General features: G+C 70.0%; 26 protein-coding genes. 12 read left to right on the forward strand and 14 right to left on the reverse strand.

The annotated features are described in order from the left end of the window. The 5 genes from HF577_RS25270 to HF577_RS25290 all read right to left on the reverse strand — a co-directional run. Window positions 1–452, reverse strand: a 452-nt coding sequence (locus HF577_RS25270) for a GMC oxidoreductase (protein WP_312859373.1), incomplete at its 3' end; no start/stop codon positions are given. Beyond that, window positions 449–1,468: a GMC family oxidoreductase gene (locus HF577_RS25275; RefSeq protein ID WP_169398446.1), complete on the reverse strand. Its 1,020-nt coding sequence runs from the start codon at window positions 1,466–1,468 to the stop codon at window positions 449–451. The genes HF577_RS25275 and HF577_RS25270, both read right to left, overlap by 4 nt. 134 nt (window positions 1,469–1,602) lie before the next feature. Further along, window positions 1,603–3,255 carry an ABC-F family ATP-binding cassette domain-containing protein gene (locus tag HF577_RS25280; protein ID WP_169398447.1) on the reverse strand — a complete coding sequence of 551 codons (1,653 nt, stop codon included), beginning with the start codon at window positions 3,253–3,255 and terminating at the stop codon, window positions 1,603–1,605. Window positions 3,256–3,440: 185 nt separating this feature from the next. After that, window positions 3,441–4,841 carry an MFS transporter gene (locus HF577_RS25285; protein ID WP_169398448.1) on the reverse strand — a complete coding sequence of 467 codons (1,401 nt, stop codon included), beginning with the start codon at window positions 4,839–4,841 and terminating at the stop codon, window positions 3,441–3,443. Next, window positions 4,838–5,458, reverse strand: a complete 621-nt coding sequence (locus HF577_RS25290; RefSeq protein ID WP_312859374.1) for a helix-turn-helix domain-containing protein — start codon at window positions 5,456–5,458, stop codon at window positions 4,838–4,840. Before HF577_RS25290 ends, HF577_RS25285 begins: the two co-directional genes overlap by 4 nt. Before the next feature lie 281 nt (window positions 5,459–5,739). On the opposite strand from HF577_RS25290, the gene HF577_RS25295 reads away from it, so the two are divergent. The 4 genes from HF577_RS25295 to HF577_RS25310 all read left to right on the forward strand — a co-directional run bounded on the left by HF577_RS25295 (window position 5,740) and on the right by HF577_RS25310 (window position 9,436). Further along, the gene (locus tag HF577_RS25295; protein WP_169398449.1) at window positions 5,740–6,420 is read left to right on the forward strand and encodes a VOC family protein; all 681 of its coding nucleotides are present in this window, start codon (window positions 5,740–5,742) and stop codon (window positions 6,418–6,420) included. Beyond that, a complete protein-coding gene (locus HF577_RS25300; RefSeq protein WP_169398450.1) occupies window positions 6,417–7,796 on the forward strand; it encodes a dihydrolipoyl dehydrogenase family protein in 1,380 nt (459 codons plus the stop codon). The genes HF577_RS25295 and HF577_RS25300 overlap by 4 nt, the downstream gene beginning before the upstream one ends. A 10-nt stretch (window positions 7,797–7,806) precedes the next feature. Further along, window positions 7,807–8,565 carry an SDR family oxidoreductase gene (locus HF577_RS25305; RefSeq protein WP_169398451.1) on the forward strand — a complete coding sequence of 253 codons (759 nt, stop codon included), beginning with the start codon at window positions 7,807–7,809 and terminating at the stop codon, window positions 8,563–8,565. 628 nt (window positions 8,566–9,193) lie between these two features. After that, entirely contained in the window at window positions 9,194–9,436 is a 243-nt protein-coding gene (locus HF577_RS25310; protein WP_169398452.1) for a hypothetical protein, read from the forward strand. A gap of 275 nt (window positions 9,437–9,711) precedes the next feature. On the opposite strand, the gene HF577_RS25315 is transcribed toward HF577_RS25310, so the two are convergent. Next, window positions 9,712–11,049 (reverse strand): hypothetical protein, encoded by a 1,338-nt coding sequence (locus tag HF577_RS25315; RefSeq protein ID WP_169398453.1) that lies wholly within the window; start codon window positions 11,047–11,049, stop codon window positions 9,712–9,714. 419 nt (window positions 11,050–11,468) lie between these two features. Between HF577_RS25315 and HF577_RS25320 the strand changes: the two genes are divergently transcribed. Continuing rightward, the gene (locus tag HF577_RS25320) at window positions 11,469–11,900 is read left to right on the forward strand and encodes a hypothetical protein (protein WP_169398454.1); all 432 of its coding nucleotides are present in this window, start codon (window positions 11,469–11,471) and stop codon (window positions 11,898–11,900) included. Between the two features lie 37 nt (window positions 11,901–11,937). On the opposite strand, the gene HF577_RS25325 is transcribed toward HF577_RS25320, so the two are convergent. Beyond that, window positions 11,938–12,420: a three-helix bundle dimerization domain-containing protein gene (locus tag HF577_RS25325; RefSeq protein WP_169398455.1), complete on the reverse strand. Its 483-nt coding sequence runs from the start codon at window positions 12,418–12,420 to the stop codon at window positions 11,938–11,940. A 208-nt stretch (window positions 12,421–12,628) separates the two neighbouring features. Here HF577_RS25325 and HF577_RS25330 point away from each other — a divergent pair, with 208 nt between their 5' ends. Beyond that, window positions 12,629–13,030, forward strand: coding sequence for a type II toxin-antitoxin system VapC family toxin (locus tag HF577_RS25330; RefSeq protein WP_169398456.1), 402 nt, complete (start codon window positions 12,629–12,631; stop codon window positions 13,028–13,030). A gap of 22 nt (window positions 13,031–13,052) precedes the next feature. On the opposite strand, the gene HF577_RS38700 is transcribed toward HF577_RS25330, so the two are convergent. The 3 genes from HF577_RS38700 to HF577_RS25340 all read right to left on the reverse strand — a co-directional run bounded on the left by HF577_RS38700 (window position 13,053) and on the right by HF577_RS25340 (window position 15,460). Continuing rightward, window positions 13,053–13,784 (reverse strand): cytochrome P450, encoded by a 732-nt coding sequence (locus HF577_RS38700; RefSeq protein ID WP_246267209.1) that lies wholly within the window; start codon window positions 13,782–13,784, stop codon window positions 13,053–13,055. A gap of 26 nt (window positions 13,785–13,810) precedes the next feature. Further along, window positions 13,811–14,011 carry a cytochrome P450 gene (locus HF577_RS38705; protein ID WP_246267210.1) on the reverse strand — a complete coding sequence of 67 codons (201 nt, stop codon included), beginning with the start codon at window positions 14,009–14,011 and terminating at the stop codon, window positions 13,811–13,813. A 282-nt stretch (window positions 14,012–14,293) separates the two neighbouring features. After that, window positions 14,294–15,460, reverse strand: a complete 1,167-nt coding sequence (locus HF577_RS25340) for a LysR family transcriptional regulator (protein ID WP_281359859.1) — start codon at window positions 15,458–15,460, stop codon at window positions 14,294–14,296. Here HF577_RS25340 and HF577_RS25345 point away from each other — a divergent pair. From HF577_RS25345 to HF577_RS25360, 4 genes are all read left to right on the forward strand, one after another. Beyond that, a complete protein-coding gene (locus tag HF577_RS25345) occupies window positions 15,436–16,473 on the forward strand; it encodes a methyltransferase (RefSeq protein WP_169398458.1) in 1,038 nt (345 codons plus the stop codon). The genes HF577_RS25340 and HF577_RS25345 overlap by 25 nt on opposite strands. An 87-nt stretch (window positions 16,474–16,560) precedes the next feature. Continuing rightward, window positions 16,561–16,842 carry a suppressor of fused domain protein gene (locus tag HF577_RS25350; protein ID WP_169398459.1) on the forward strand — a complete coding sequence of 94 codons (282 nt, stop codon included), beginning with the start codon at window positions 16,561–16,563 and terminating at the stop codon, window positions 16,840–16,842. A 294-nt stretch (window positions 16,843–17,136) separates the two neighbouring features. Then, on the forward strand, window positions 17,137–18,201 hold the full coding sequence (locus HF577_RS25355) for a sodium:calcium antiporter (protein ID WP_169398460.1): 1,065 nt from the start codon (window positions 17,137–17,139) through the stop codon (window positions 18,199–18,201). Window positions 18,202–18,312: 111 nt separating this feature from the next. After that, window positions 18,313–18,552 carry a hypothetical protein gene (locus HF577_RS25360; protein ID WP_169398461.1) on the forward strand — a complete coding sequence of 80 codons (240 nt, stop codon included), beginning with the start codon at window positions 18,313–18,315 and terminating at the stop codon, window positions 18,550–18,552. 18 nt (window positions 18,553–18,570) lie between these two features. Here the strand turns inward: HF577_RS25360 and HF577_RS25365 are convergent, their stop codons facing one another. From HF577_RS25365 to HF577_RS25375, 3 genes are all read right to left on the reverse strand, one after another. Then, entirely contained in the window at window positions 18,571–19,674 is a 1,104-nt protein-coding gene (locus tag HF577_RS25365) for a hypothetical protein (protein WP_169398462.1), read from the reverse strand. Between the two features lie 112 nt (window positions 19,675–19,786). Continuing rightward, a complete protein-coding gene (locus HF577_RS25370; RefSeq protein ID WP_169398463.1) occupies window positions 19,787–21,064 on the reverse strand; it encodes an MFS transporter in 1,278 nt (425 codons plus the stop codon). Window positions 21,065–21,231: 167 nt separating this feature from the next. After that, on the reverse strand, window positions 21,232–21,381 hold the full coding sequence (locus HF577_RS25375) for a hypothetical protein (RefSeq protein WP_169398464.1): 150 nt from the start codon (window positions 21,379–21,381) through the stop codon (window positions 21,232–21,234). A gap of 135 nt (window positions 21,382–21,516) precedes the next feature. Between HF577_RS25375 and HF577_RS25380 the strand changes: the two genes are divergently transcribed. Together HF577_RS25380 and HF577_RS25385 are read left to right on the forward strand one after the other, a co-directional pair. Then, the gene (locus HF577_RS25380; protein WP_169398465.1) at window positions 21,517–21,834 is read left to right on the forward strand and encodes a hypothetical protein; all 318 of its coding nucleotides are present in this window, start codon (window positions 21,517–21,519) and stop codon (window positions 21,832–21,834) included. Window positions 21,835–22,054: 220 nt separating this feature from the next. Further along, window positions 22,055–22,468 carry an STAS domain-containing protein gene (locus tag HF577_RS25385; protein WP_169398466.1) on the forward strand — a complete coding sequence of 138 codons (414 nt, stop codon included), beginning with the start codon at window positions 22,055–22,057 and terminating at the stop codon, window positions 22,466–22,468. A gap of 66 nt (window positions 22,469–22,534) precedes the next feature. Here HF577_RS25385 and HF577_RS25390 read toward each other — a convergent pair whose 3' ends face one another. Continuing rightward, window positions 22,535–22,738 carry a cold-shock protein gene (locus HF577_RS25390; RefSeq protein WP_169398467.1) on the reverse strand — a complete coding sequence of 68 codons (204 nt, stop codon included), beginning with the start codon at window positions 22,736–22,738 and terminating at the stop codon, window positions 22,535–22,537. Window positions 22,739–22,785 lie beyond the last annotated feature (47 nt).

A 22,785-nucleotide genomic window follows, 5' to 3' on the forward strand; every position in this document is an offset into this window, starting at 1 on the left:
GGGGCGGAGACCGGGGTGGGCATGACGGAGGCGGCGACGACGCGCAGCCCTTGCATCCCGCGCAGCCGCAGATCGGTGTCGACCACGGCGTCGTCGTCGCTGCCCATGCGACATGTTCCCGCGTAGTGGTGGAAGCTGCGCAGGCTGCGCAGCACGTAGGCCCGCAGCTCGTCGTCGGTCCGGACCTCTGCGCCAGGTTGGGCTTCGGTCCCGCGCCAAGGGGCGAAGGCAGGTGCTGCGGCCAGCTTGCGGGCGGCGCGCAGCCCGGTGACCATGGTGTCGACATCGCGGCGGTGGCTGTAGTAGCGCGGGTCGATCACGGGGGCCGCGCCGGGAACGGAGCCGGCGAGGCGCACGGTGCCGCGGCTGAGCGGAGCCATGAGCGCGATCGCGAGGGTGTAGCCCGCGCCCGGCTCGGGCCTGGGCAGGGTGGCCGTGCGCAGGGGCGTCACCGAACAGAACAGCTGCAGGTCCGGCCCGGCTGCCCCAGGTCTACTGCTGATCGTGCCCTTGACCTCCCCGCCGCCGTTGCTCGTGGACGGCGCCACGTGTCGGTGGAGTGCTGGATCAGGGTGCTCATCGGGTGGTCGTGCAGGTTGGCCCCCACCTCGGGCCGGTCGGCCAGCACCGTGATCCCCCACTCCTGCAGGTGGGCCTTCGGTCCGATGCCGGAGATCATCAACAGCTGCGGGGTGCCGACCGCGCCGGCGGCCAGCAGAACCTCGCCGCCGCACTCGGCGGTGACGATGTCGCCGCCGACGCTGTACTCGACCCCGGTGCAGCGGTCACCGCGCAGCACCAGCCGGTGCACCAGCGCATCGGTGACCAGCTCCAGGTTGGGCCGGCCCAGAGCGGGCAGGAGGTAGGCGTCGGCCGCGCTCTGGCGCTTGCCGTCGACGATGGTGAACTCCGTCCAGCCGAAGCCTTCTTCCAACCCGCTGTTGACGTCGTTCACGATCGGATACCCGACCTGTCGGGCCGCATCCAACGTGGCCTCGGAGATCGAGTGCGGGGAGCTGGGTGGCCGGGGCGCGAGCGGCCCGTCGTGACCGCGCACCGCACGGTCGCGGCCCTCGACGTGCTCGCTGCGCATGAAGTACGGCAGCAGGTCGGCGTACCCCCAGCCCTTCGCGCCCGCAGCGGCCCATGCGTCGTAGCTCGCCCGATGACCCCGTGCGAAGGCCATCGCGTTGATCGCTGAGGACCCGCCGAGGCCGCGGCCACGCGGCCACGTCTCCACCCGGCCGATGCCGTCGAGGACGACGGTGTGGTCACCCCAGTCCATCGACGAACCGGTCAGCGTGGGCCACGCCCACGGCACCGCCGCCGCGTCCAACGGGTGCCGGCTCCCGGCCTCGAGCAGCAGCACGCGCACGCCTGGGTCCTCGGACAGACGCGCTGCCAGTACGCAACCGGCCGTGCCTGCACCGATGATAATAAAATCGTTACCAGCTGGCCCAGATGTCATGATTCGTGAGCCGGACTACTGAGTCAGGACAGGTATCCCTGCCGTCTCGCGTCTCCCGAGCCTCGAGGAAGCCGTATGAGATCCGGGGACACGGCAGCGGAGCCGCTCGTAGACAGCAGGTGGCATGTCCCGGATCACCCCGCGTCCTCAACCTTGCGGTACGGCGTCAGCCGGACCCGCGGCCAGCCGGCCGTGTCGCGCAGGAACTGCCGGTCGTGGCTGGCCACCACGACCGCGGCCGGGGTCTCCGCCAGTGCCGCGGTCAGCTCGTCCACCAGCGCGATCGACAGGTGGTTCGTCGGCTCGTCCAGCAGCACGACGTGGGGGCGGGCGGCGAGCAGGACGGCCAGGTCGAGGCGCCGCTGCTGGCCGATCGAGAGGTCGGCCACCGGCCGGGCGGCGTCGCGGGAACCGAGCAGGCCCAGCTGAGACAGCGGCACCCGCTCGGACTCGTGGAGCCGGCCCGCGTTGACGAGCCTGGACACCGCGGCGTCGTAGATCTCGAACGCACGGCGCCGCGACGGCGGCGGGGACTCCTGCCGGAGCAGCCCGATGCGGGCGTCACGCTTGCGGTGCACGCTGCCGCCGGTCGGGTCGAGCACACCCGCGAGGACGGCCAGGAAGGTCGACTTGCCCGACCCGTTCGGCCCGGCCACGACCAGGCGGTCGCCCGAGCGCAGGAGGGTCGAGCACGGACCGGCGAGCCGACCGGACACGGCGACGTCGTCGGCCCGTAGCAGCGTGGCGCCCGGCATCGCGCCGAGGCGCGGAGCCTGGAACCGCAACGGCGGCTCGGGGACGTCGACGACGTGTGCCTCGAGATCCTCCTGGCGCCGGTGCACCGCGCGCACCAGGGCGGGGGCGCGGGTGGCCCGGGTGTGCTTCCCGGTGCCCTTGGCCGGTCGCCAGCCGGTGGACAGCCGGTTCTGCGCCGCGGACAGATCGTCGGCGAGCCGTTGCCGTTCGATCTGTTGGGCGCGGTGCTCGGCTTCCCAGCGCTCGCGCTCGGCGCGGCCACCCTCCTGGTACCCGCGGTAGCCGCCGCCGTAGGTGCGCGGACGGCCGTCGCGGGTGGGGTCGAGGTCGAGCACGGCGGTGACGACGTCGGCCAGCAGCGCGCGGTCGTGGCTGACCAGCACGACGGCGCCGGGGTGGGACCGCAGGCGCGCGGTGAGGTGGTCGAGGCCGCCGGCGTCGAGGTGGTTGGTGGGCTCGTCGAGCAGCAGGATGTCGTGCCCTGCGCCGAGCAGGCAGGCCAGCCGGATCCGGTAGCGCTGCCCGACCGACAGCGTGGCGAGCCTCCGGGAGCGGTCGTCGACGGCGCCGAGCGCGGCCAGCGACACCGCGACGCGCCGGTCCGCGTCCCATGCGTCGAGCGCGTCGACGGCCGCGAGCGCGACGGCGTACTCCTCCTCGGCGCCGGGGCGGCCGTCGGCCAGCGCGGCGGTGGCGGCCTCGAACGCGCCGATCGCGGCCCGGACCTCGGCCAGCTCGACGTCGATGAGCTCGCCGACCGAACGGTCGTCACCGATCGGCATCTCCTGGTCGGCGACACCGAGGGAGCCGGTCCGGCGGATCGTTCCCGCGTCGGCGCCGAGCCGCCCGGCCAGCACCTGCAGCAGCGTGGTCTTGCCGCGGCCGTTCTCCCCGACGACGCCGAGCCGGTCGCCGGCGGAGACGGTCAGGTCGACGCCGGTCAGAACCGGTCGGCCGCCTCTGGTGACGTGCAGGTCGGTGGCGCCTAGATGAGCGCGCGAGCGGGTGGACGGGGCGGGATTGGTGAGCATGCTTCCTCTTCCCGCGCAGCCTGCAGTGGTCCGCGAGGCGGGACTGCGGGAAGCGCGAGGCACGAAGTGACGGCGGACAGGGAAGCGCGGCCCGGCCTCACGAGAGGAGTGCCGGGACCGCGCGCGTCCGCGCCGTCAGAGGAAGAAGTAATGCCTCACGCGCCGGACGGTAGCAGCGTCGCCGATCACGTTCGTCCCCTTTTCCGGCGTGCTCGGCGTGTCGAGGCCGCCGCGTCTTCGCAGAGCGGGCCTGCTCCTCGCAGGGCCCCCTGCCTCTGTGAGGAGGACACGCGGTCTGCGAGGACGGGCCGGCCGGCGCGCTGCCCGGCCGGGGTGGCCGGCGGGGTCGTCGTGATGCGCAGGCTGAGGGCGGCGGCCAGCAGGTACAGGCAGGCCTGAACCTGCAGTGCGACGGTGAGGCCTGCCCCGGTGCCGACCAGGCCGGCGAGGAGCATGCCGGCGGCCTGGACACCGCTGAAGACCGCGAAGAAGGTGCTCAGGACGCGCCCGCGGCTGCCGGGATCGGTGTGGGTCTGCAGCAGGGTCAGGAGGCCGGTCATCGCCGCCATTCCCGGCACGCCGGCCGCGATGAACAGGGCGATGTAGACCCCGAGTTCGGTGGTCAGCGCGGGCGCGTTCCAGACCACCAGCGACAGGGCGCCGAAGGCGGCGAGGGCGACCGAGGCCAGCCGGGCCGGGCTCCATCGCCGGATCAGGACGCCGAGGAGCAGCCCACCGGCAACGGCGCCGATGGCCTGCACACCCCGCAGGATGCCGACGTCGGTCTCGCTGCCGTGCAGGTCCCGGACGACGAAGAGGACGAACAGCACGATGAAGGCGCCCTGAGCGATCCCGGTGCACGCGGCAACGGCCATTACCCGGCGCAGCACCGCCGTGGTGGCGACCACCCGCATCCCCTCGCGCCAGTCCTTTCCGAGGCGGGAGACGCTGCTGCCCTCGGCCGGAGACGCTGTGGCGTGGTCGTCGACGTGCAGGCCGCCGGGCCGGCGCAGGGACCGCGTCCCGATGACGAAGGTGGCCGCGGTCAGGAGGTACAGGGCGACGACGGCCACCAGTACGCCCTCGATGCCGGTCAGGCCGAGCGCCAGCCCGCCGAGCGGACCGCCGATCAGGCGGGCCGAGTTGGACAACACCCCCATCACCTGGTTGACCGTGGCCAGGTCCTCGACCGGCACCAGCGCTGCGGCGGTGACGGCACGACAGGGCTCGATCACGGTGCTCAGCACGGCCTGGACACCGACGATCAGGTACAGCAGCCACAGCTGCGCGTCGGTGTCCACGGCGAGCAGCCCGAGCAGGGCCACCGCCTGTCCGGCAGCCACCCCGGCCATCAGTGACCAGGGGTCCAGGCGGTCCACCAGCACCCCGGCCAGGGGGCCGACGAGGACCGAAGGCACCAGTTGCAGGGCGAAGACGGTGGCGGTGACGAGCGGCGAACCGGTGAGCTGCAGCACGAACAGCGGCAGGGCGATGAACATCATCCAGTCGCCGATCTCGGAGACCAGGCCGCCACCGCCCAGCCGCGCCACACCGGGGCGCCGGACCACCCCCAGCAGGTTGCTCACGACGGGCCTGCTCCGTCCTCGGTGCTCTCCTCCGCGTCGTCGACCACATCCGGGTTGAGGAACGCGCGCAGCGTCACCTGGACCACCCCACTGTCCTGCGGTGCATCGGTGCGGATCGGGCGCACGTAGGGCCGCAGCAGACCGTCCACGGCGTCGAGCAGGTGCTGGAGCTCCTCCGGCGTGACCTGCAAGGAGTACCCGTTGTCGGCAGCGGCGTGCTGCCACCTGTCGGGCAGGAGGTCCCGGCGCGCCAGGTAGCGCTGGTAGAGGGCTTCGGAGTGCTGGGCGGCCACGCTCTCCAGCACGGTCGCTGCGACCCTCGCCGCCGGGCCGTCACCAGGTTCGACGGCGAAGCCGGGGGCGACCGCCTGCCACGGGCGGGTGCGGGCGTCGCCGTCGCCGGGCGCCGGCTCGACCAGCCCCACCTTCGCCAGCGCGCGCAGGTGCCATGAGCAGTTCGACGCGCTCTGCCCGACCACCGCCGCGCACTGGCTCGCCGTGCGCGGTCCCGCTGCCAGCAGGTGGTTCAGCAGTGCGTAGCGCACCGGCACCGCCACCGCGGCCAGCGCTTCCTGTCCCAGTACCGCCCTCGGCGGCGGCCGCCGTTCTGAAGTCACGGCTTCAGGGTGGGACTGCGGGAAGGCAGATGTCAAGTCTTCGCTTCAGAACTGAGCGGACAGGACCCCGGCTGGGTGCTTGCGATGGCGGTCCGGCCCGGTCCACTCTGGGTCTGCAGTGGGGCGCGAGCCGGTACGGGCACCTCGATCCGCGGCTGATTCGTCCCTGCGGGGGGACCACCGAGAACGACGAACAGTGACGTCGCCACTCACCGCCAACGGCCGGTAGCAGGAGCGGTGTGAGGGTGTCGGTCGTCCCTGACACCACTCTGGAGGTTGCGATGAGCACGAGGGATGTCCGGATCGACGACGCGAGCGGGAGCACCAGCGTGCCGACCGTCGACCTGAAGTTCGAGGCGGTCGTCATCCCCGTGTCGGATGTCGACCGTGCGAAGGCGTTCTACGGCGGCCTGGGGTGGCGGCTCGACGCGGACTTCCCATTCGACAACGGCTTCCGAGTCATCCAGTTCACGCCACCCGGCTCAGGCTGCTCGGTCCAGTTCGGCGCGAACATCACCACGGCTCCGCCCGGCTCGGCCCAGGGCCTCTACCTGATCGTCTCCGACATCGACGCTGCCCGCGACGAGCTCGCCGCCCGGGGTGCCGAGGTCAGTGAGGCGTTCCATGCCGGGGAGCCGGGTGCCCAGTACCAGCCCGGTGCCGGGAGCGCTCGGGTCAGCGGGCGCGCGCCCGAGAACGCGAGCTACGGCACCTACGCCACGTTCGCCGACCCGGACGGCAACGTCTGGCTGCTACAGGAGGTCACCACCCGGCTTCCCGGGCGCGTCGACGCCGCGGAGACGTCGTTCCGCTCGGCAGGCGACCTGGCGAGCGCGATGCGGCGTGCGGAGGCCGCGCACGGCGAGCACGAGAAGCGCACCGGGGAACGCGATGAGGACTGGCCCGCCTGGTACGCCGCCTACATGGTGGCGGAACAGGCCGGGACGGAGCTTCCGACGTGAGCGACTACGACGTCATCGTCCTCGGCGGCGGCGCGCCCGGCGAGCACTGCGCCGCGGCGGTGGCCGCGGGCGGGCTGCGCGTCGCGGTGGTCGAGCGAGAGCTCGTCGGAGGCGAGTGCTCCTACTGGGCGTGCATCCCGTCGAAGTCGCTGTTGCGCCCCGGCGAGGCGGTGCAGGGCGCGCGTGAGGCCGGCGCGAGCGCCCAGATCGACGTTGCCGCCGCGCTGGCCTGGAGGGACTTCATGGTGTCGGACTACTCCGACGCCGGTCAGGAGCGCTGGCTCACCGACCACGGCATCGACCTGCTGCGAGGCGTCGGCCGGCTGGCCGGCACCGGCGTGGTCGAGGTCGACGGCGTCCGCCACACCGCGGAGCACATCGTCGTGGCGACCGGATCGGATCCGATCGTGCCTCCGATCCCGGGACTGAGTGAGCTCGAGGGCGTCTGGGGCACCCGGGAGGCCACGAGCATGACGGCGGTCCCGCGCCGCCTGCTCGTGCTGGGTGGCGGGTCGGCCGGCGTGGAGATCGCGCAGGTCGTGCGCCGTCTCGGTGGCGAGGCGGTGCTCGTCGAGGGCGCTGCCCGCGTGCTTCCCCGTGAGCCCGCGCCGCTGGGCGAGGCGCTCGGCGAGGCCCTGCGGCGGGACGGGATCGAGCTGATGCTCGGGATGCACGCCACCGCCGCGCGTCGGGAGGGTGACGAGTACGTCCTGCAGTTCGATGGCGCTGCGGACCTGCGGGGCGACCGGTTGCTCGTGGCGACCGGCCGGCGCCCACGCGTCGACGGGATAGGCCTCGACACGGTCGGGGTCGAGGCCGGCCCCCACGGGATCCGGGTCGACCAGTACATGCGAGCAGGCGAGCGGCTCTGGGCGATCGGTGACGTCACCGGCATCTGGCCGCTCACCCACGTCGGCGAGTACGAGGGTGACGTGGTCGCGGCGAACATCCTCGGCGGTACGCGTCCGGCGAACTACGAAGCCGTTCCGCGAGTCACCTACACAGATCCGCAGGCAGCGGCGGTGGGGGCGGTCGAAGCGCAGTACAGCGCCACGGCCCCGGTGTCGGAGGTGCCGAAGACCGCGACGTACACGCACGCCTACGCCGAGTCCAACGGTTTCCTGACGCTGCTCAGCGACGGCGAGCGACTGACCGGCGCCTACGCGCTCGGCCCCGAAGCCGGCGAGTGGATGCAGCAGGCGACGCTCGCCATCCGCGCACACGTCCCGCTCGACGTGCTGAGCGACACGATCCAGCCCTTCCCCAGCTTCTCGGAGATCTACGACGCAGCGTTGAAGGTGCTCCGCATGCAGATCGCGGACGTGCCGAGGCCGGCGGGACCGATGGACGCGCAGGTAGCGGGCCTGTCGGGGTGAGGAGGGACAGATGAGCGGCGCAACCACGCATGTTCCCGCCCAGCGCGAGCCGGAGCTGGCCGGACAGACCGTCGTCGTGATCGGCGGCAGCGCAGGCATCGGGCTGGAGACAGCTCGACGTGCCCGGTCGGAGGGTGCCGATGTCATCCTCACCGGGCGCAATGCCGACCGGCTGGAGAAGGCTGCGCTGGAGGTCGGCACGGCACGCAGTGCGGCCTTCGACGCGAACGAACCGGCTGCCCTGGAGAGGTTCTTCCAGGATCTGCCGGCACCGATCGACCACGTGATGGTCACGGCAGGCGGCCCGCACTACGGGCCCCTGCTGGAGATGGACTCCGGCCAGGTGCGCGAGGCGGTCAGCGAGCACATGGTGCTGGCGCTCGAGGTCGCGCGCAGCGCCGTCGGGCGCATGCGGCCCGGGGGCACGCTCCTGCTCATGGGCGGCACCGGTGCCCGGCGTGTCGGGCACGGCCTCGGGATCGCCTCCGCCACCACCGCCGCGATGCCTCCGTTCGTTGCGGCCCTCGCGCTCGAGCTCGCGCCGGTTCGGGTCAACCTCATCGCCGCAGGCTTCGTGGACACCCCGTTGTCGGCGTCGCTGCTCGGAGGTCGGCTCGAGGAGCGTCGGAACGAGCTGCGGGCGACGCTGCCGATCGGCCGCGTCGTCGGTCCCGCCGACGTCGCCGCGCTCGCCGTCCACATCATGAGCAACACGGCGCTGACCGGCGCGACGTACGACATCGACGGCGGGCAGCAGTTCGTCTCATGACCCGGGGACAGCGCTCGGCCGGCTCACTTGTGCAGGTCCATTGCCCTGGGGGGGTATGCCTCGCCGGACCGTGTCGTCAGAATGCCATGGCATGAGTCACGACCGGTATCAAGATCCGCCGGGGCCCCCGCCTCGCCCTGGTCCCGTGGCAGGTCGCCAACCGGACCGACCACACCCGGGCGGGTACGACCAGGGTCCGGACCACGGGATACCGCAGGCTCCCGGGCGTCGCCCGCCACCGCCGCCCGATCCCGGCGCGTACCAGCGCCCTCCGCAGGGGCCCGGCGGTCGTCCCCGTCGGCCCCCTGGCCCCGGCGGGTACGACCAGCCGCCCGGTCTCGCCGAACAGCCCACGACTCCGGTTCCTCAGCAGGGTCACCAGCCCACCAGGTACTACGAGCAGCCGCCGCTCCCGGCCCCCGCGCCGTACGAGCAGGATCTCGACCCGCACCCGCGCGAGCGGCCACCAGCGCCGTACCAGCCGGCGGCGGAGCCCTACGAACCGCCGCCACCCCCTCGGGACTACTCCGGCCCGGCGTATCGAGAGCCCGAGGAATCTCCTGTCGACTACCAGCGTGAACGCGACCGCCGCGCCGACCGGACCACTCTCATCGCCAACACCATCCGTGTGGTCACGGCTCTGATCGCGCTTGTCTTCGTGTTGCACATCGTGTTCACCCTGTTCGGCGCCAACCCGGACAGCGGCGTGGTCGCTTTCGTCTACGGCACCGCGAAGATATTCGTCTTCGGCTTCGGCGACGTCTTCACTCCCGGCGATGCCACGATCGGCCTCATCGTCAACTACGGCCTGGCGGCGATCGTCTACCTGGTGGTCGGCCGGGTCATCCACCGCACACTTCGGAACCGCTGAGCAGGTCACGCCATCGGTGACGCATCAGGGTCGTGAGAGATCAGTGTCGAACAGGTGCGTGGCGTAGGTGATGGCCCAGCTGCCCGAATTGCGGCTCGAGCGAATCGCCGAGGCCGTGCTCACGACGATGCCCGAGGATCCGCTGTCTCCCCTGTCCGGCTGTCGGCTCTGTGACGAGGCCAGCTGCTCGGCATGCCCGATGGGAGGCTTCGGCATGTGGGTGTTGCGGCCGGTGGAACCGGCCGCAACACCCACGGGCTATCGGTGGAGATCGGTCACTTCTGGGAGTAGGCGCCGGGGAAGTCGACCGCCGAACCGGTAACCGGCCTGATGAGGTCCTCCTGCGGCTCGGTCGTGAGGTACCCGACCACCGGGCAGTCGATCAGTGCCTTCATGCTGCCGTACGGCTTGCCGCCGGGTGCGGTGAGCAGGTCGGGGTGTTCGGCTGCGAGCTTGAGGATCTGGAACTCGTCGGTCTGGCGAACGTTCAGCTTCTGGTCGATCGCCTTCTGGGTCCACTCGCCGAACTGTGCCTCCCACAGCGGGCTGTAGGCCGCGCGGCGGTTGTTCTCGGTCAGGGTGGGGAAGTCGCCCTGGACGTTGAGGGGGTCGCCGCCCTCGCTCAGGGCCTTCAGCAGAGCCGTGTTGCTCAGCGAGGCGTCCTCGGTGGCGTGGCCGTCCTTGATCACGTGGATCAGACCCTGCGCCTGAGGGTTGCCCAGGCCGGTCTGGCCGTTGACGAACGGGAAGATCCGCTCGCGGACGCTGCCGAGGAAGTCGTCGCCGCCGGAGAAGGCGGTGCCCGACAGTGCGGGTGCGTAGGTGGCGCGCTCGATGACCGCGGTCGTCGAGTCGTTCGAGTCCGTCGAGATGTAGAGGATGGGCTTGCCGGAGTCGAACCCGCGCACCAGCAGCAGGTCCACCGAAGCCGGGTGGAACGGTCCGGGGCCGGGGGCGTCCTTCTCGTCGGCCGGGTGCACCGCCAGGACCCGCTCCGCGGTGTTGGTGTGATGCTCGACGTCGAACGGCCCGTCGCCGACGGCGACGATGGGGGCGTTGTAGACCGTGGTCGATCCGGCGACGCGGATGAACGGGCTGTACTTGGCATCGCCGACCGCGCCGGGCGTGGCCTCGCTCGGTGGGAAGCCGTTCGGGCCGGCCTTCAGCACCCGGGTCGGGCTGAAGTCGGGAACTCCGGCGAAGTGGACGGTGGCCTCACCGAACACGTTGTCCGGGGCGCCGGTCAGAGTGACGTTCTGAACGCACGTCTGGCAGCCGATCGACGCGTTGGCGAGCTTGGGCGCGAAGTTCAGGCCGAGATCGTCGGCCGGCCCCTGTTCCGAGGCCTCTGTGATGACGTACCAGACGGTCTTGCCGTTGAACTCGCCCCGGTGCAGTGGCAGCCGGACGAACTCGTTCTTCAGGTCGATCTTCACGGCGCTCGGCAGGATCGTCTTGGCCACAGGCAAGATCCCGCTCGTGGCGCCGGTGGACGGCGGGGCAGGCGGTGGCGCGGCGTTCGCCTGCGCGCCGACAACGCCGGCCAGCATCGAGGCCACTGCCACCCCGACGAGGGAACTTCGGAGCACCCAGCGGCGACCATGAATCTTCATGTAAAGCTCCTGAAATGATTCGGGAAAGGAAAGGTACGCGAGCCGGGCTGTCCACCCGTGGTGGGAGAAGTCACTCCCGAGCTGGCGCCGGTAACGCTAGCCGGGGTTTTGCCGCGGATTCCTTACGAAGACCTTATGGATTGGGTTGGCCGCTCCAAAAGATTTCGTGCAGAGGGTGCGATTCGACCAGGGACTACGCCGGTCGGCCCATGGCGGGATGCTCCGCGACAAAAGTCGGAGTGCCGTGGTCAGTCGTTCGGGGACGTGCCCACGTTCGCTCCGGGGGCCGGAAGCTGAACGAGCACGAGCGGGACGAACAACGCAGAGTGAACGCGAGGGGAGATCGAATCTTGCGTCCTCGGTGGCCCGGGTCGCCTCTATGATCAACAAGCAGTCGCATTCACCGAGCTGGGGGAAGAATGACCTGGAGCGAGATCCGGGATCTGCACGTCGAGTTCCTCGCCGAGCAGGGATTCCGTCCGAAAGTCGATGACGAGGGAGACATCCACTTCCGCTACGAGGGCCGGCACCACTTCATCATGGAGTCGCAGGAGGACACGTACTTCCACCTGCTGTTCCCCAACTTCTTCCCGCTCACGAGCGGGACCGAGGTCGAGGCGGCGGCGCTCGCGGCGTCGTCGGCGACCCGGGTGACCAAGGTCGCCAAGGTGTACCTCAACCCGGCGATGGACAACGTCTGCGCATCCGTCGAGTTGCTCGTGGCCAAGCCGACGGACGTCCACGACCAGTTCCTGCGCTGTCTGGGCATCCTCGGCACGGCGACGGGGAAGTTCCTCGAGGAGATGACGGCTCGGCTGGAAGGCGCTCAGCCGGCCGTCCGGACCGCGTGAGCCGGCGGCCGGGCCCGACCTGCTCGGGCCCGGTCCGTCAGTTCCCGGTCTCTTCCGGCGTGAGCAGCGTGCGGACCGCCCGCTCCACCAGCACCGGCAGATAGTCGCGCACCGTGGCCGAGTCGAGGACCGTGCGCTGCTCGGCGATGTGAGCCAGCACGACATCGGATCCGACCGTTGGGGCGAAGTCGCGGAGCAGCCGCGCCGTCACGTTCTCCCACTGGCTCGCCATGCGTCGTTCCTGCGCCCGAACCACGGCGTCGTCCGGATCCGCCGGCTCGTCCGCACGCTCGCCGGGCACGCCGTTGTTCGAGTCCTGCCGCGGCTGCGCCAGTTGCGCCATGAGAGCGGGCGATCCGGGCAGCTGCAAGCGATCGGCCGGATCGCCCGCCGTGACGCCCGGCTGCGCGAGCTTCAGGTTCTGGTCGACCTTTCGCTGGACGAGCTTGATGTTCTCGTCCGCTCGCGGCGGAATCGGCTGCGTCCACGTGGACGAGATCCGCGGGCGGACGCCGTCCACCTCGGGCGATGTGCTCATGGATGCACTCCTGCGGTCGCGGGCAGGCCGGTTGCGCTGGGCCGGGAGACGGCCCGGCATCAAACGTTGATCAACTGCTTCCGAGATTACCCGACCTCGTCCACATGCAGCCGTCCGCAGTCTGTGAGCAGTCCGACAAACTGGGCCGGCCGTGAAAAGGCACCATCGGCGGACAAATGGGGGAGAACACATGACACGGTTCGTCGTCGACTGCGGAGCTGTTCTTCATCTGGCCGGGGAGGGGATTCGCGTTCCGGCCGAGCACGAGCTTCTCGCGCCGACACTGTTGCGGTCGCAGACACTCTCGACCCTCCACGAAGCGGTGCACCGGGGAGAGCTGCCGTCGGATGTCGCCCTGGACCGGCTCGCGCGCATCAAGGCGATGCCGATCCGGCTCCTGGGCGACGCCGTGCTCCGGCGTCGGGCATGGGATCTCGCCGAGAAGATGGGGTGGGCCGAAACCTACGTCGCGGAGTACCTGGCACTGACCCAGTTGCAGGCGGATGCGTTCATCACGACGGACGCCGATCTGGCGCGCCGGGTGGACGGCGTCGTTCCCATCGCGTCGATCGAGGTGCTGTCGACGATCTGAGTGCTGCCCAGGACCAGGCTCCTCAGGTCCGCTCCAGCAGCAGCCGCTGTGGACCACGGAACGAGATGTTGGGCGGGAAGGTGAGTTGCTGGGCCGGGACCAGGGCGAGATCGGGAGCGAGGCTCGTGAGCAGTTCGAGAACGATGCGGACCTCCATCCGGGCGAGCGGTGCCCCGAGGCAGAAGTGGATCCCCTTGCCGAACGCGAGGTGGCGAGCGGCGTCCGGGCGGCGGATGTCGAAGGTGTCGGGGTCGGGGAACCGGTCGGCGTCCCGGTCGGCCGAGCCCAGCAGCAGCATCAGCTTCGCGCCCGCCGGCACGTCCACGTCGCCGATCCGCACCGGGTGGGTGGTGATCCGCCGCCACGCGAGCACGCTGGTGTCGAACCTCAGCACCTCCTCCACCGCATTGGTGATCAGCGAGGGGTCGGCGCACAGCGCCTCCCACTGGTCGCGGTGCTCGAGCAGGCGGCGGATCGTGTTCGTGGTCAGGTTGGTGGTGGTCTCGTGCCCGGCGAAGCTCAGCCCGTAGATCACGCCGATGATCTCGTTGATGGACAGCTGCTCGGGATCATCGAGGTGGACCCGGATGTGGTCGCTCGTGAAGTCGTCCTGCGGGTCGGCGAGCCGGTCGGCGACGAACTGCTCGCAGTAGCGCCAGTACCGGGCCATGTTCGCCGCGATCTCGGTCTGCTCGGTCGCGGACGGCAGGCCCCACGAGAACGCCATCCGGTTGCCGCACCAGCTCTTGAGCATCTCGGTGTCCTCGGGTGGGAAACCGATCAGCGTAAGATCATGTACGCGGGCAGTGGGAACGTCAGCTCCTCGACCACGTCGAACCGCCGGCCGCTGACCATCCGTGTCGCGAGCTCCTCGGCCTTCGCCCGCACCTTCGGCTCGAGGGCTCCGGTGTGGCGGGCGGAGAACGCGCGCAGATTGTGCCGCCGGATCCGGGTGTGCTTCGGCGGATCGGCGCTGGACATCGTTGCACCGGCCCTGAACCGCCGTCCTGCAGCGCGGTGCGCGCCTCGTCGGCCGGGGGAAAATCGGGTCCTGCGCGATCGCAGCCGAGAATGTGCCGGGATCGGTGAAAATCCTCTCAGTATCGACATAGCGGGTGACCACCCACATGTCGAGATCAGGAGCGTAGAACGCCGGTGCCTCGGCCCGTACCTGCGCCAGGTGTGGATACGGATCGCGTAGGTAGTCGGCGGCAAAGGGATCGAAGGACCGGTGGGCAGGACATGTCGAGCTGGTTGTCGGGCTCATCGGTGCTCCTCGAAGGATTGCATGCGGGTGACTACCGCGAGCATGGGCGCGCTGCCGCGCGATGTAAAACGCGATGTTCTGGCCCGGTGCATGAGAAATGCCCATGAAGGGCGGTTCGAAGGTCCGCACTGCAGCACTTTCCGGCAATGCGCCATGAATGCCTGTGCGCGTCGGGTCAGCTGAACGGAGGTGGGCCAGGCCAGCACCACCGGCGTGGGGTCGATCGGATCGGCCAACGGTCGTGTCACCAGCGGCAGACCCTCATAACTCACCTCCACCTCGAGACGCTGGATCAACATCGAGAAGCCGTAGCCGCGCGCAACGAGCGACCGCACCATCTCGAAGTTGGCGGTGCTGTGCCGGATCCTCGGTATGACGCCCGCCGCGGCGAGCACGCTGCTGAAGTGGTGCCGGCTCGGCGGGAAGTCGAGCATGATCATGTCGTGTGCGGCCAGGTCGCTCAGCCGGACCGACAGGTCGTCAGCCAGGGGGTGCTCCGGGGCGAGCAGCACGTACGGCGTGGTCGTGTACACCGTCTCCCGCTCGATGCCGGACATGATGTCCATGTCGTAGAGCAGCGCGACCTCGCACCTGCCCGCGAGCAGCATCGACTGCAGGTCCACCAGCGACCCTTCGACGAAGTCCAGGTCGACGCCCGGGTGCTCGGCGTGGAAAGTGCCGAGCAGGCCGGGCATGACGAACGGGCCGATGGTCTGGAAGCAGCCCACCACGAGCCGCCCGCGCGGTGACCGGCCCAGGTCCTGGGCACCCACGCGGAGTTCCTCCGCCCGTCCGAGCAGAGCGCGTGCGTCGGTGATCAGCCGCTGACCAGCCGCGGTGAGCGTCAAGCCCTTCGCGCGCTGGCGCAGCAACAGCTGCACGCCCAGCTGGCGCTCCAGGTCGGCCACGCCCAGCGACACCGCCGACTGGGAGACGTGCAAGGCCTGGGCCGCCTTCGTCATGCTTCCGGCCTCCGCAGCAGCCACGAAGTGCGACAGCTGACGCAGACTCAGTTCCTCGACCACATCCCGATTCTGGATTGTCCCCACCAGTCTTGGGGTGCGGCCCTCCTGATGACGAGGTCGTCGGCGCGAAGTCGGTGGACGACACGACCCGATCTCGGGGAGCGTCCCGGCCCATGGGCGACACGAAGATCCAGACATTGCGGGCGCTGGCGGGGCTGGCGACGCCGATGGCGCTGCGCGTGGCGGTCACGCTGCGCCTGGCCGACCGCCTGACCGACGCCGGTGTCACCGCCACGGACCTTGCCGGGCAGGCCGGTACCGAGCCGGCAGCGATGACCCGACTGCTGGACCACCTCGTGACGCTGGGCATCCTCGATCGCACGGGCGGTCGCTACCGGACCACCGCACTCGGCGACCACCTGCGAGAGGACGCCGACAACGACCTGCTCGACGAGCTCGACATGACATCGGCCATCGGCCGTGCCGAGCTGGCCTTCGTGGAACTCCGGCACACGATGGAGACCGGGCAGGCCGCCTACCCGCGGCGCTACGGCCAGGACTTCTGGGCCGACCTCGCGGCCACCCCGGCCCTGCAGCGGTCCTTCGACGCCAAGATGACCCGGCGCTTCCGCGAGCACGCACCGAAGATCGCCCACCGCTTCGACTGGCATCGCTTCCGCACCGTCGTCGACGTCGGTGGCGGCCAGGGCACGGTGCTCAGCGCCGTCCTCCAGGCACATCCGGCCGTTCACGGCCTGCTGGTCGACCTCGCACCCACCGCAGCACGAGCCGCGCAGGAATTCGCCGCCGCCGGCTTGAGTGGTCGGGCCAGCGCCGTCGCGGGCAGCTTCTTCGAGCCCCTTCCGGAGGGCGCCGACGCCTACATCCTGTCGGACATCCTCCACGACTGGGACGACGAGCACGCCGGCAAGATCCTGGCCCGCTGCGCCGAGGCTGCCGGATCCGACGGCGTCATCCTGGTGATCGAGCCCGTCCGCGGACGGGGCGCCGACACCGCCATCGATCTCTCGATGCTCGTGTTCTTCGGTGGTCGGGAACGGAGTATCGACGAACTCGCCGAGCTCGCCGCCGGCCACGGCCTGGAACTGGCATCGACGACGCCGGTCACGGAAGGCCGCACCCTGCTCGAGTTCGCCGGCACCAGGACGCGCAAGGCGAAGGAGTCAGGGTATGTCCAGCCCGGGGCGTGAACAGCTACTGGTCTCCCACTACTCGACGTCATGGGGCTCCCCGCGGGCGCGGATCCCACTCGGATGTGGACCTATGCCACTTGTGGCATGTCTCAGCCCGGCGGCGACCGGATGCTCGAACTCCACATGTTCGGCCCTCGGCCCGCATGGGAGCTGGTAGAGATTCTCACGGTGGTTGTCGTGGATCATGGTCCGAGCCTCGAGAACCTGTCACTGCCGGATGGCTCGACGGTCAGATGTGCATGGCTGATCCCCATCACCTCCGCCGAGGTGCGGTACAAGAAGAAGCACGGGTTGGAAGCGCTCGAGGAACGGTTCGAGGCCGGTGGACTCGATTACCTCGACCCACACCGGGCCAGTGTCTGCTGAATGTCCTCCTCGCCACCCGCAGGCGTCGACGGCGCTCGCGATCGTGGTGCAGGCGTGGGCCACCCCGGGCGTGTTGCCGGCCCGGGTGGCCCCGAGGCCCTGGTCGAACTGGCAGGCAACGGGCAGGCGCAGCCGCGGCGGCGCCCACCCACGACGAGAACCGGGGCCCCGCCCGGCCCTGGTGCCGCTCCAGAACATCGGGATGATCGACTCATAACACGCTGTGCCGGGGAACTCCAGCCTTGACTTTCGGTCCACCAACCGTTCTCCTCATCCTGAGGAGGATTGTCCGATATGACGTCGATACTCATCTTCATCGCCGGAGCAGCACTACTCATTTACAGCGCCGAGAAGCTGATCGTCTACGTCGTCGGCGCGGCGAGCGGCCTGCACGTGTCCGTGTTCCTGCTCGCCATCATCTTCACGGGAATCGAGTTCGACGACGTCGCCCTCGGGGTGGCTCTGAACCTCGAAGACCTCAGTGGCGTTGCTCTCGGCACGGTTTTCGGAACGGCGATATCGATGACCGGGATCGTGCTTGCGCTTGCCGCGATCATCGCGCCGACCAGAGTGAACATCTCGCGCGACTACATCGTGCTTTTCGCTGTGGCACCGCTGGTGATGGTCCCGTTCATTCTGACCGGTCCGCTCACCGCCGTTCACGGTGTCGTGCTCGTGCTCCTGTTCGTGCTCTTCATCGCCTATGTCGCCGCCCGGGAGCTCAGGAGTAGTACGCCTGTCTTCCGCAATGCGGAGATACTCGAGAAGATCGAAGTGGGCGGCGGTGCGGGACGCCCTTCGCCGGGTGTCGACGAGCCCGTCGAGAAGCTCACGAGCAAACCCCCGTTCGAGGTGACGGTGCCCTTTAACAGGGCGCGCAAGCTCCCCGGCTGGGCCGGAATCGGGCTGGCCGTCGTCGCGCTCGCCGGCCTCATTCTCGGCGCCTACGCCACCAGCATCGGAACCGAGGGCATCCTCGAGGAGTACGCGATCGAGGGCGCTCTGTTCGGTGCCACCATCGCCACTCTCGTGCTCACGCTCGAGGACATCTTCCTGACCGTCGTGCCCACCCGCAGAGGTGCGCCCGAAATCGGTGTCGGCAACGTCATCGGCAGCGTCGTCTTCGGGGTCACCGGGAAGCTCGGCATCATCCTGCTCGCAGGTGGCAGCATCGTCGTCGGTGACGACGTGCTCTCCTGGCACCTGCCCGTGCTCGTCGTCATGACCGCCGTCGCGGCGTACTTCATCTACAGCGGCCGCCTCAGGCGCTGGCACGGGTTCGTGCTGCTGGCGCTCTACGTCGCCTACTGGGTCATCAGCTTCACGATGTTCGGGGAAGCCCCGATCGAAGCCGACTGACCCTCCCGAGGACTGGCAGCATCTTTGCAGTCATGGACGGTTCTGCCAGTAGTCCTGGGCTCCGTCGCCTGGCACCGTAGAGACCGGTTCCGAGGCATGGAGGTGGAGAACATGGCCGGACGTGTGAGTGATCTGTTCGGACGGGTTCGCGCTGCCCTCCGGCGGCTCGACGAGCTCGAGCAGCGGCGGGCCCTGCTGGACCGGCCGTGGGAGGAGGAGTTCCTCCACTGGGCTGCTGACGGGAGCCTCCACGGCAGCCGGCTGCCCCCCGTCGCGAAGCACCGGCGTGGTCACAGCACCACGACCGGCGGCTGGTGCCCGTGCGCGCGCTCCCACCCGGTGCGGCCGTAGCGCAGGTCACGCAGGTGATCACCAGTTCGACGAGGTGTCCAGGTGGCGGCGAACGTCGTCGAACAGGACGGCGAGTCGGAGCGAGCCGAAGGCAGCGGTCGCGTGGTGCAGCACATCGAACACGGCGACCGTGGGGTCCGGGTGCGTCGCGGCGGCCAACGCGGGGAACGCCACGGCCTGCTGCAGCCGGTCGGGACCCTGCCCATCCGCCGGGCTGACCGCCCGGTACCGGACGTGCTCATCGGCCCACAGCGCCTGCCACGACGCCTCGACGTCGTCGAACGGCGCGGGCAGGGCTTGCCCGGAGTCGAGTGCGGCCAGAGCCGGAGCGATCCAGACGATCTCATCGAGGCCGGCCTCGGCGAAGGCACGGCGGGCCGCCCAACGAGCGAGCGCACGCTGGCGCGGTGCCCCGGCGTCCGCGACGGCCTCGGCGAGGGCCCGGTCGAGCAGCACCAGCGTTCGCGCGGAGGGAATCTCCCCCAGTGGACCAGGGGGTCTGGCTCCGCGCCAGAGCAGAGCCTCGTGCTGCTGCCGGCTGCGTTCGGCCTCGGGGTGTCTGCGGCGGTCGGACTCGGCCCGCTCGGCCCGCACCTGCGCGGGATCAAGACTCTGCGCGTAGTCGTGCCAGTACCGCGCCACCTCGCCGGTCTGCCGCAACACCTGGTCCGGCCGGGCGGCCGATGGCCAGAACTGCAGCAGGTATCGATCGGGCGCAGGCGCGTCGGCACGGCTCGTGTCCGCTGCCTTGCCCGCGTCGATGCCGAAAGCGCAGTAGCGGACCCGGTACACGCCGGGGGCGAGCGCAAGGGGCTGGAACGTGGCACCCGCCCACCCGACCAGCGCGGTGGCTGACGAGTCGGCGACGAACCCGACCTCGACCACCTCTTCCCACTCCTCGCCCACCGGTGGCGGCCCACCGTGCTCTTCGACCACGAACGGGACCTGCCCGGTGTGCAGACCGGTGATCAGCCACATGCCGCCCGGCTCTGCCGCCCCGCACAACCCGTTGACCTGACCGGCGAAGCACGAGGCAAGATGCGAGGTGCTCAGGCCATCCGCTCCCTCGACATAGGCCTGCGAGTAGCTGACGTGGATATCGCCGCTGAACAGGGTTCGCACGCGGGCATTCTGCTGATCACCGGCCCCCAGCGCCATGATCGGGACGAGATCCGGGTGTTCGCCCTTGTGGGAGCGGATGGGCGGGTCCCGCGGCGATCATGAGGCCGCGCGGTCAGATGCTGCGCACCCGGGGCGGGACGATCATCTTCCGGACGTCGACGAGCAGGAGGGCCGCGAGGCCGAGCAGCGGGAACAGGGTGAGCTGCACGAGACCCGCGCCCTGCCACCCCATCCCGGCGACGAGCCGGGCGAAGATCAGTCCGGAGAATGCTGCCGCCACGTAGTACGTGAGGATGAAGAGCCCGGCGCCGCGTCCCACGTGTTCGGGCCGGACGGCTCGCTGCAGAACCGTGCTGCAGTTGGTGAAGAGCACGCCACTGGCGAAGGTGCCCATCAGGAAGGCGAGCACGTACTGGGCGGCGGTGCCTTCGGCGAACTGGTACGCCACCAGCGCGGTGAGTGACGAGCCGACGAAGCCGACGGCCAGGAGCAGGCGCTGGTCGACGCGGTCCGCCAGCCACCCCACGGGAAGGGCGGTCATGGCGCCGAAGCCGACGAGCGACGCCGCGAGGGCGGCCTGTCCGGCGCTGAACTCGAGTTCCTCGCGGAGAAAGGTGGGGTACAGGCCCAGAAATCCGTAGAAGACGAGCCCCGACACGGCCGATGTGATGCCCAGGGCGAGGGCATTCCGGTTGTAGGGGGAGGCGGGGACGTGCTCGTAGGACGCCGTGTCGGTGGTGCCGTCCCGCCCGGCCACCGCCTCGCTCATGGCCCGGGGGACGGCGATCAGCAGGACAACCGCCATGACCAGGCCCGCACCTCCGAACACGAAGAAGGGGATGCGCCAGCCGCCCGCGGCCGTCGCCAGGCTCTGCCCGATGATCGGTCCGAGGAACACACCCAGGCCGAAGGCGAGACCGATGAAACCGGCCGCGGAGGCGCGGCGGTGAAAGAAGTAGGCGCCGATGATCGCGTAGATGGCCGTGGCCTGGACGCCCTCGCCGACTCCGCTCAGAAGCCGGTACAGAGCCATGTCCGCGAACCCCGCAGCGAACGGGATGGCGATCGTGGCGAGCGAATAGACGAGCACGCTCACGACCACGATCATTCTGCGCGGCAGCCGGTCCAGCAGGTATCCCGCCGGGAGGCCGGTGAGGGCGAGCCCCAGAGTGAACCCCGTGGCCAGCAGCCCGGCCTGGTCGAGCGAGAACCCGAACTCCTGACGGATCTCCGGCAGCAGTGGATAGAAGACCTGCCGGTCCATCGCGTTCAGCATGTACGACAGACAGAGCACCGTGAAACCGATGATGAGGGCGGCGGACGAGGCCTGACGACCCGGCCTGGGCTCGTTCTGTGGGTGCGTGCGACCGGGGACCGTCGGCTGCGCCATCGAAGCTCCTGACGTTCTCGGTGTCCGCTGAGCGGACACTCGTCCGTTGCCGGGTTCGCGTAGAGTGACCGAGTTGCCGAGCCGCCGTCAAGGGGCGGCACAAGTCGAGGCGCAAGGCGCGCGTCGGCGATGCAGGAGCGAGGCTGATCAGATCGGGCCGCCGGGCCTCAGATCTGCCGGAGGCACCACCAGAGCCACGCACCACCCCCGAGTACCACGACGGCTCCGGTGACGAGGGAGCTGACCACGAGCAACATCACCCCGACGGCGATGACGAGCGCCGCGACGCACAGACTCAGTACGAGTGTCGGCCTCACCGGACCAGCATGTCGCAGCTTGCGGTCGATGAAGGTCCGCCTCGGCGCACTGATCCGTTCGGGGTAACGATGGTGGGGGAGAGGCCTGGGCCGGTCGGACGCCGCGGAAAATCGTGACGTGCGACCATCCCCGCCGTGACGAGACCTGTGATCTTCGTCGGTGGACCGCTCAACGGGCAGGTTGCCGAGCGGACTGGCGAGAAGTGGGACCAGTACCGCGACGACTCCGGACAGCCGCTCTCCAGGGAGATCGGCGACAAGGTCATGCGCCAGCAGCCGGCCAGCGAACGGCAGCACTACTACCTGGCCTTCATCGCCGGGCAGCGCGAAGCTCTCGCCGAATGGGCCTACGTCCACCTGCCCCTCATGGGCTACTACACCGCCGCCGGCACATGGAACGCCAGTCTCAGCGCAGCCGTGGACGTGATGCAGGGGGCAGTGGCCAAGGAGTGACGGTTCCGGTGGTGTCGCCTCCCGCTACGCTGTAGCGTCACCGATGTCACCGTGCCGAACAGGTCGATGACCCGCGGGGAGGTCGGCTCGCATCGAACGGAGCCCGAGCGCTTGCCTCGGTCCTGGGTACCCGTGCTGTCGGTCATGCTCCCGCCACGGATCTGGTTCTCAGGCCTCCCCGGTCGCACCACGCCCTTGGCATGGTCGTTGGAGTAGAGCCATGAACCCACGTCATCCGTTGCTCGGCCGTCCCGGTCGAGCCGATGCCCACCTGCGGGTGGCCGTCCACCAGCACACCGGTGCCGGGTTCGCCCTCAGTGTGGAGGGCGTGCTGGAACGGGCGACCGCGCCGGCGCTGGCAGGCTGCCTGCACCGGCTGCTCGCGGTCGCCCGGCCGCCGGAGAGTGTGGCGGTGGACCTCGCCCGGGTGACCTTCATCGACGTGTGCGGCCTCAAGGTCCTGCTCGACGCGGCCAGATGCGCCATCGAGCGCGGCTGCTCGCTGCGCCTCACCGACTGCAGCCGTCCCGCACTGCGGCTGGTGCGGATGGCGACGGCGTTCGACGTTCCGGAAGGACCTGCCCCGCGTCCCGATGGGAGCGCCCGCGCCGGGTTTCCGCTGGTGAGCGTGTGACGCCTGCCCGGGAATGCCAGGAGCCCGCCTCCCAGAGGAAGGCGGGCTCCTGGCAGAACAGGTGGATCAGATGACGCGGACCCCGGTGGCCTGGGGGCCCTTGGCGCCCTGGCCGACCGTGAACTCCACGCGCTGCCCCTCGTCGAGGCTGCGGAATCCGCCGGCGTCGATCTCGGAGTAGTGGACGAAGACGTCAGCGCCGCCGCCGTCGGTGGAGATGAAGCCGAAGCCCTTTTCGCCGTTGAACCACTTGACTGTTCCCTGTGCCATGGTGACTGCTCCTCGCAGGTAGAGGGGCTCCGCACTGTGCGAAGCCC

The sequence above is a fragment of the Pseudonocardia xinjiangensis genome (genome assembly GCF_012911925.1).
GTDB lineage: Bacteria > Actinomycetota > Actinomycetes > Mycobacteriales > Pseudonocardiaceae > Pseudonocardia > Pseudonocardia xinjiangensis.

Excerpts from the sequence above, each read along its gene's own strand:
- HF577_RS25360 (WP_169398461.1), top strand. The coding sequence starts at position 18,313 with ATGGCCGGACGTGTGAGTGATCTGTTCGGACGGGTTCGCGCTGCCCTC.
- HF577_RS38700 (WP_246267209.1), bottom strand. The coding sequence starts at position 13,784 with ATGCTCAAGAGCTGGTGCGGCAACCGGATGGCGTTCTCGTGGGGCCTG.
- HF577_RS25315 (WP_169398453.1), bottom strand. The coding sequence starts at position 11,049 with ATGAAGATTCATGGTCGCCGCTGGGTGCTCCGAAGTTCCCTCGTCGGG.
- HF577_RS25320 (WP_169398454.1), top strand. The coding sequence starts at position 11,469 with ATGACCTGGAGCGAGATCCGGGATCTGCACGTCGAGTTCCTCGCCGAG.
- HF577_RS25390 (WP_169398467.1), bottom strand. The coding sequence starts at position 22,738 with ATGGCACAGGGAACAGTCAAGTGGTTCAACGGCGAAAAGGGCTTCGGC.
- HF577_RS25370 (WP_169398463.1), bottom strand. The coding sequence starts at position 21,064 with ATGGCGCAGCCGACGGTCCCCGGTCGCACGCACCCACAGAACGAGCCC.
- HF577_RS25280 (WP_169398447.1), bottom strand. The coding sequence starts at position 3,255 with ATGCTCACCAATCCCGCCCCGTCCACCCGCTCGCGCGCTCATCTAGGC.
- HF577_RS25305 (WP_169398451.1), top strand. The coding sequence starts at position 7,807 with ATGAGCGGCGCAACCACGCATGTTCCCGCCCAGCGCGAGCCGGAGCTG.
- HF577_RS25345 (WP_169398458.1), top strand. The coding sequence starts at position 15,436 with ATGGGCGACACGAAGATCCAGACATTGCGGGCGCTGGCGGGGCTGGCG.
- HF577_RS25295 (WP_169398449.1), top strand. The coding sequence starts at position 5,740 with ATGAGCACGAGGGATGTCCGGATCGACGACGCGAGCGGGAGCACCAGC.
- HF577_RS38705 (WP_246267210.1), bottom strand. The coding sequence starts at position 14,011 with ATGTCCAGCGCCGATCCGCCGAAGCACACCCGGATCCGGCGGCACAAT.
- HF577_RS25355 (WP_169398460.1), top strand. The coding sequence starts at position 17,137 with ATGACGTCGATACTCATCTTCATCGCCGGAGCAGCACTACTCATTTAC.
- HF577_RS25340 (WP_281359859.1), bottom strand. The coding sequence starts at position 15,460 with ATGTCTGGATCTTCGTGTCGCCCATGGGCCGGGACGCTCCCCGAGATC.
- HF577_RS25275 (WP_169398446.1), bottom strand. The coding sequence starts at position 1,468 with ATGACATCTGGGCCAGCTGGTAACGATTTTATTATCATCGGTGCAGGC.
- HF577_RS25330 (WP_169398456.1), top strand. The coding sequence starts at position 12,629 with ATGACACGGTTCGTCGTCGACTGCGGAGCTGTTCTTCATCTGGCCGGG.
- HF577_RS25350 (WP_169398459.1), top strand. The coding sequence starts at position 16,561 with ATGTCTCAGCCCGGCGGCGACCGGATGCTCGAACTCCACATGTTCGGC.
- HF577_RS25385 (WP_169398466.1), top strand. The coding sequence starts at position 22,055 with ATGAACCCACGTCATCCGTTGCTCGGCCGTCCCGGTCGAGCCGATGCC.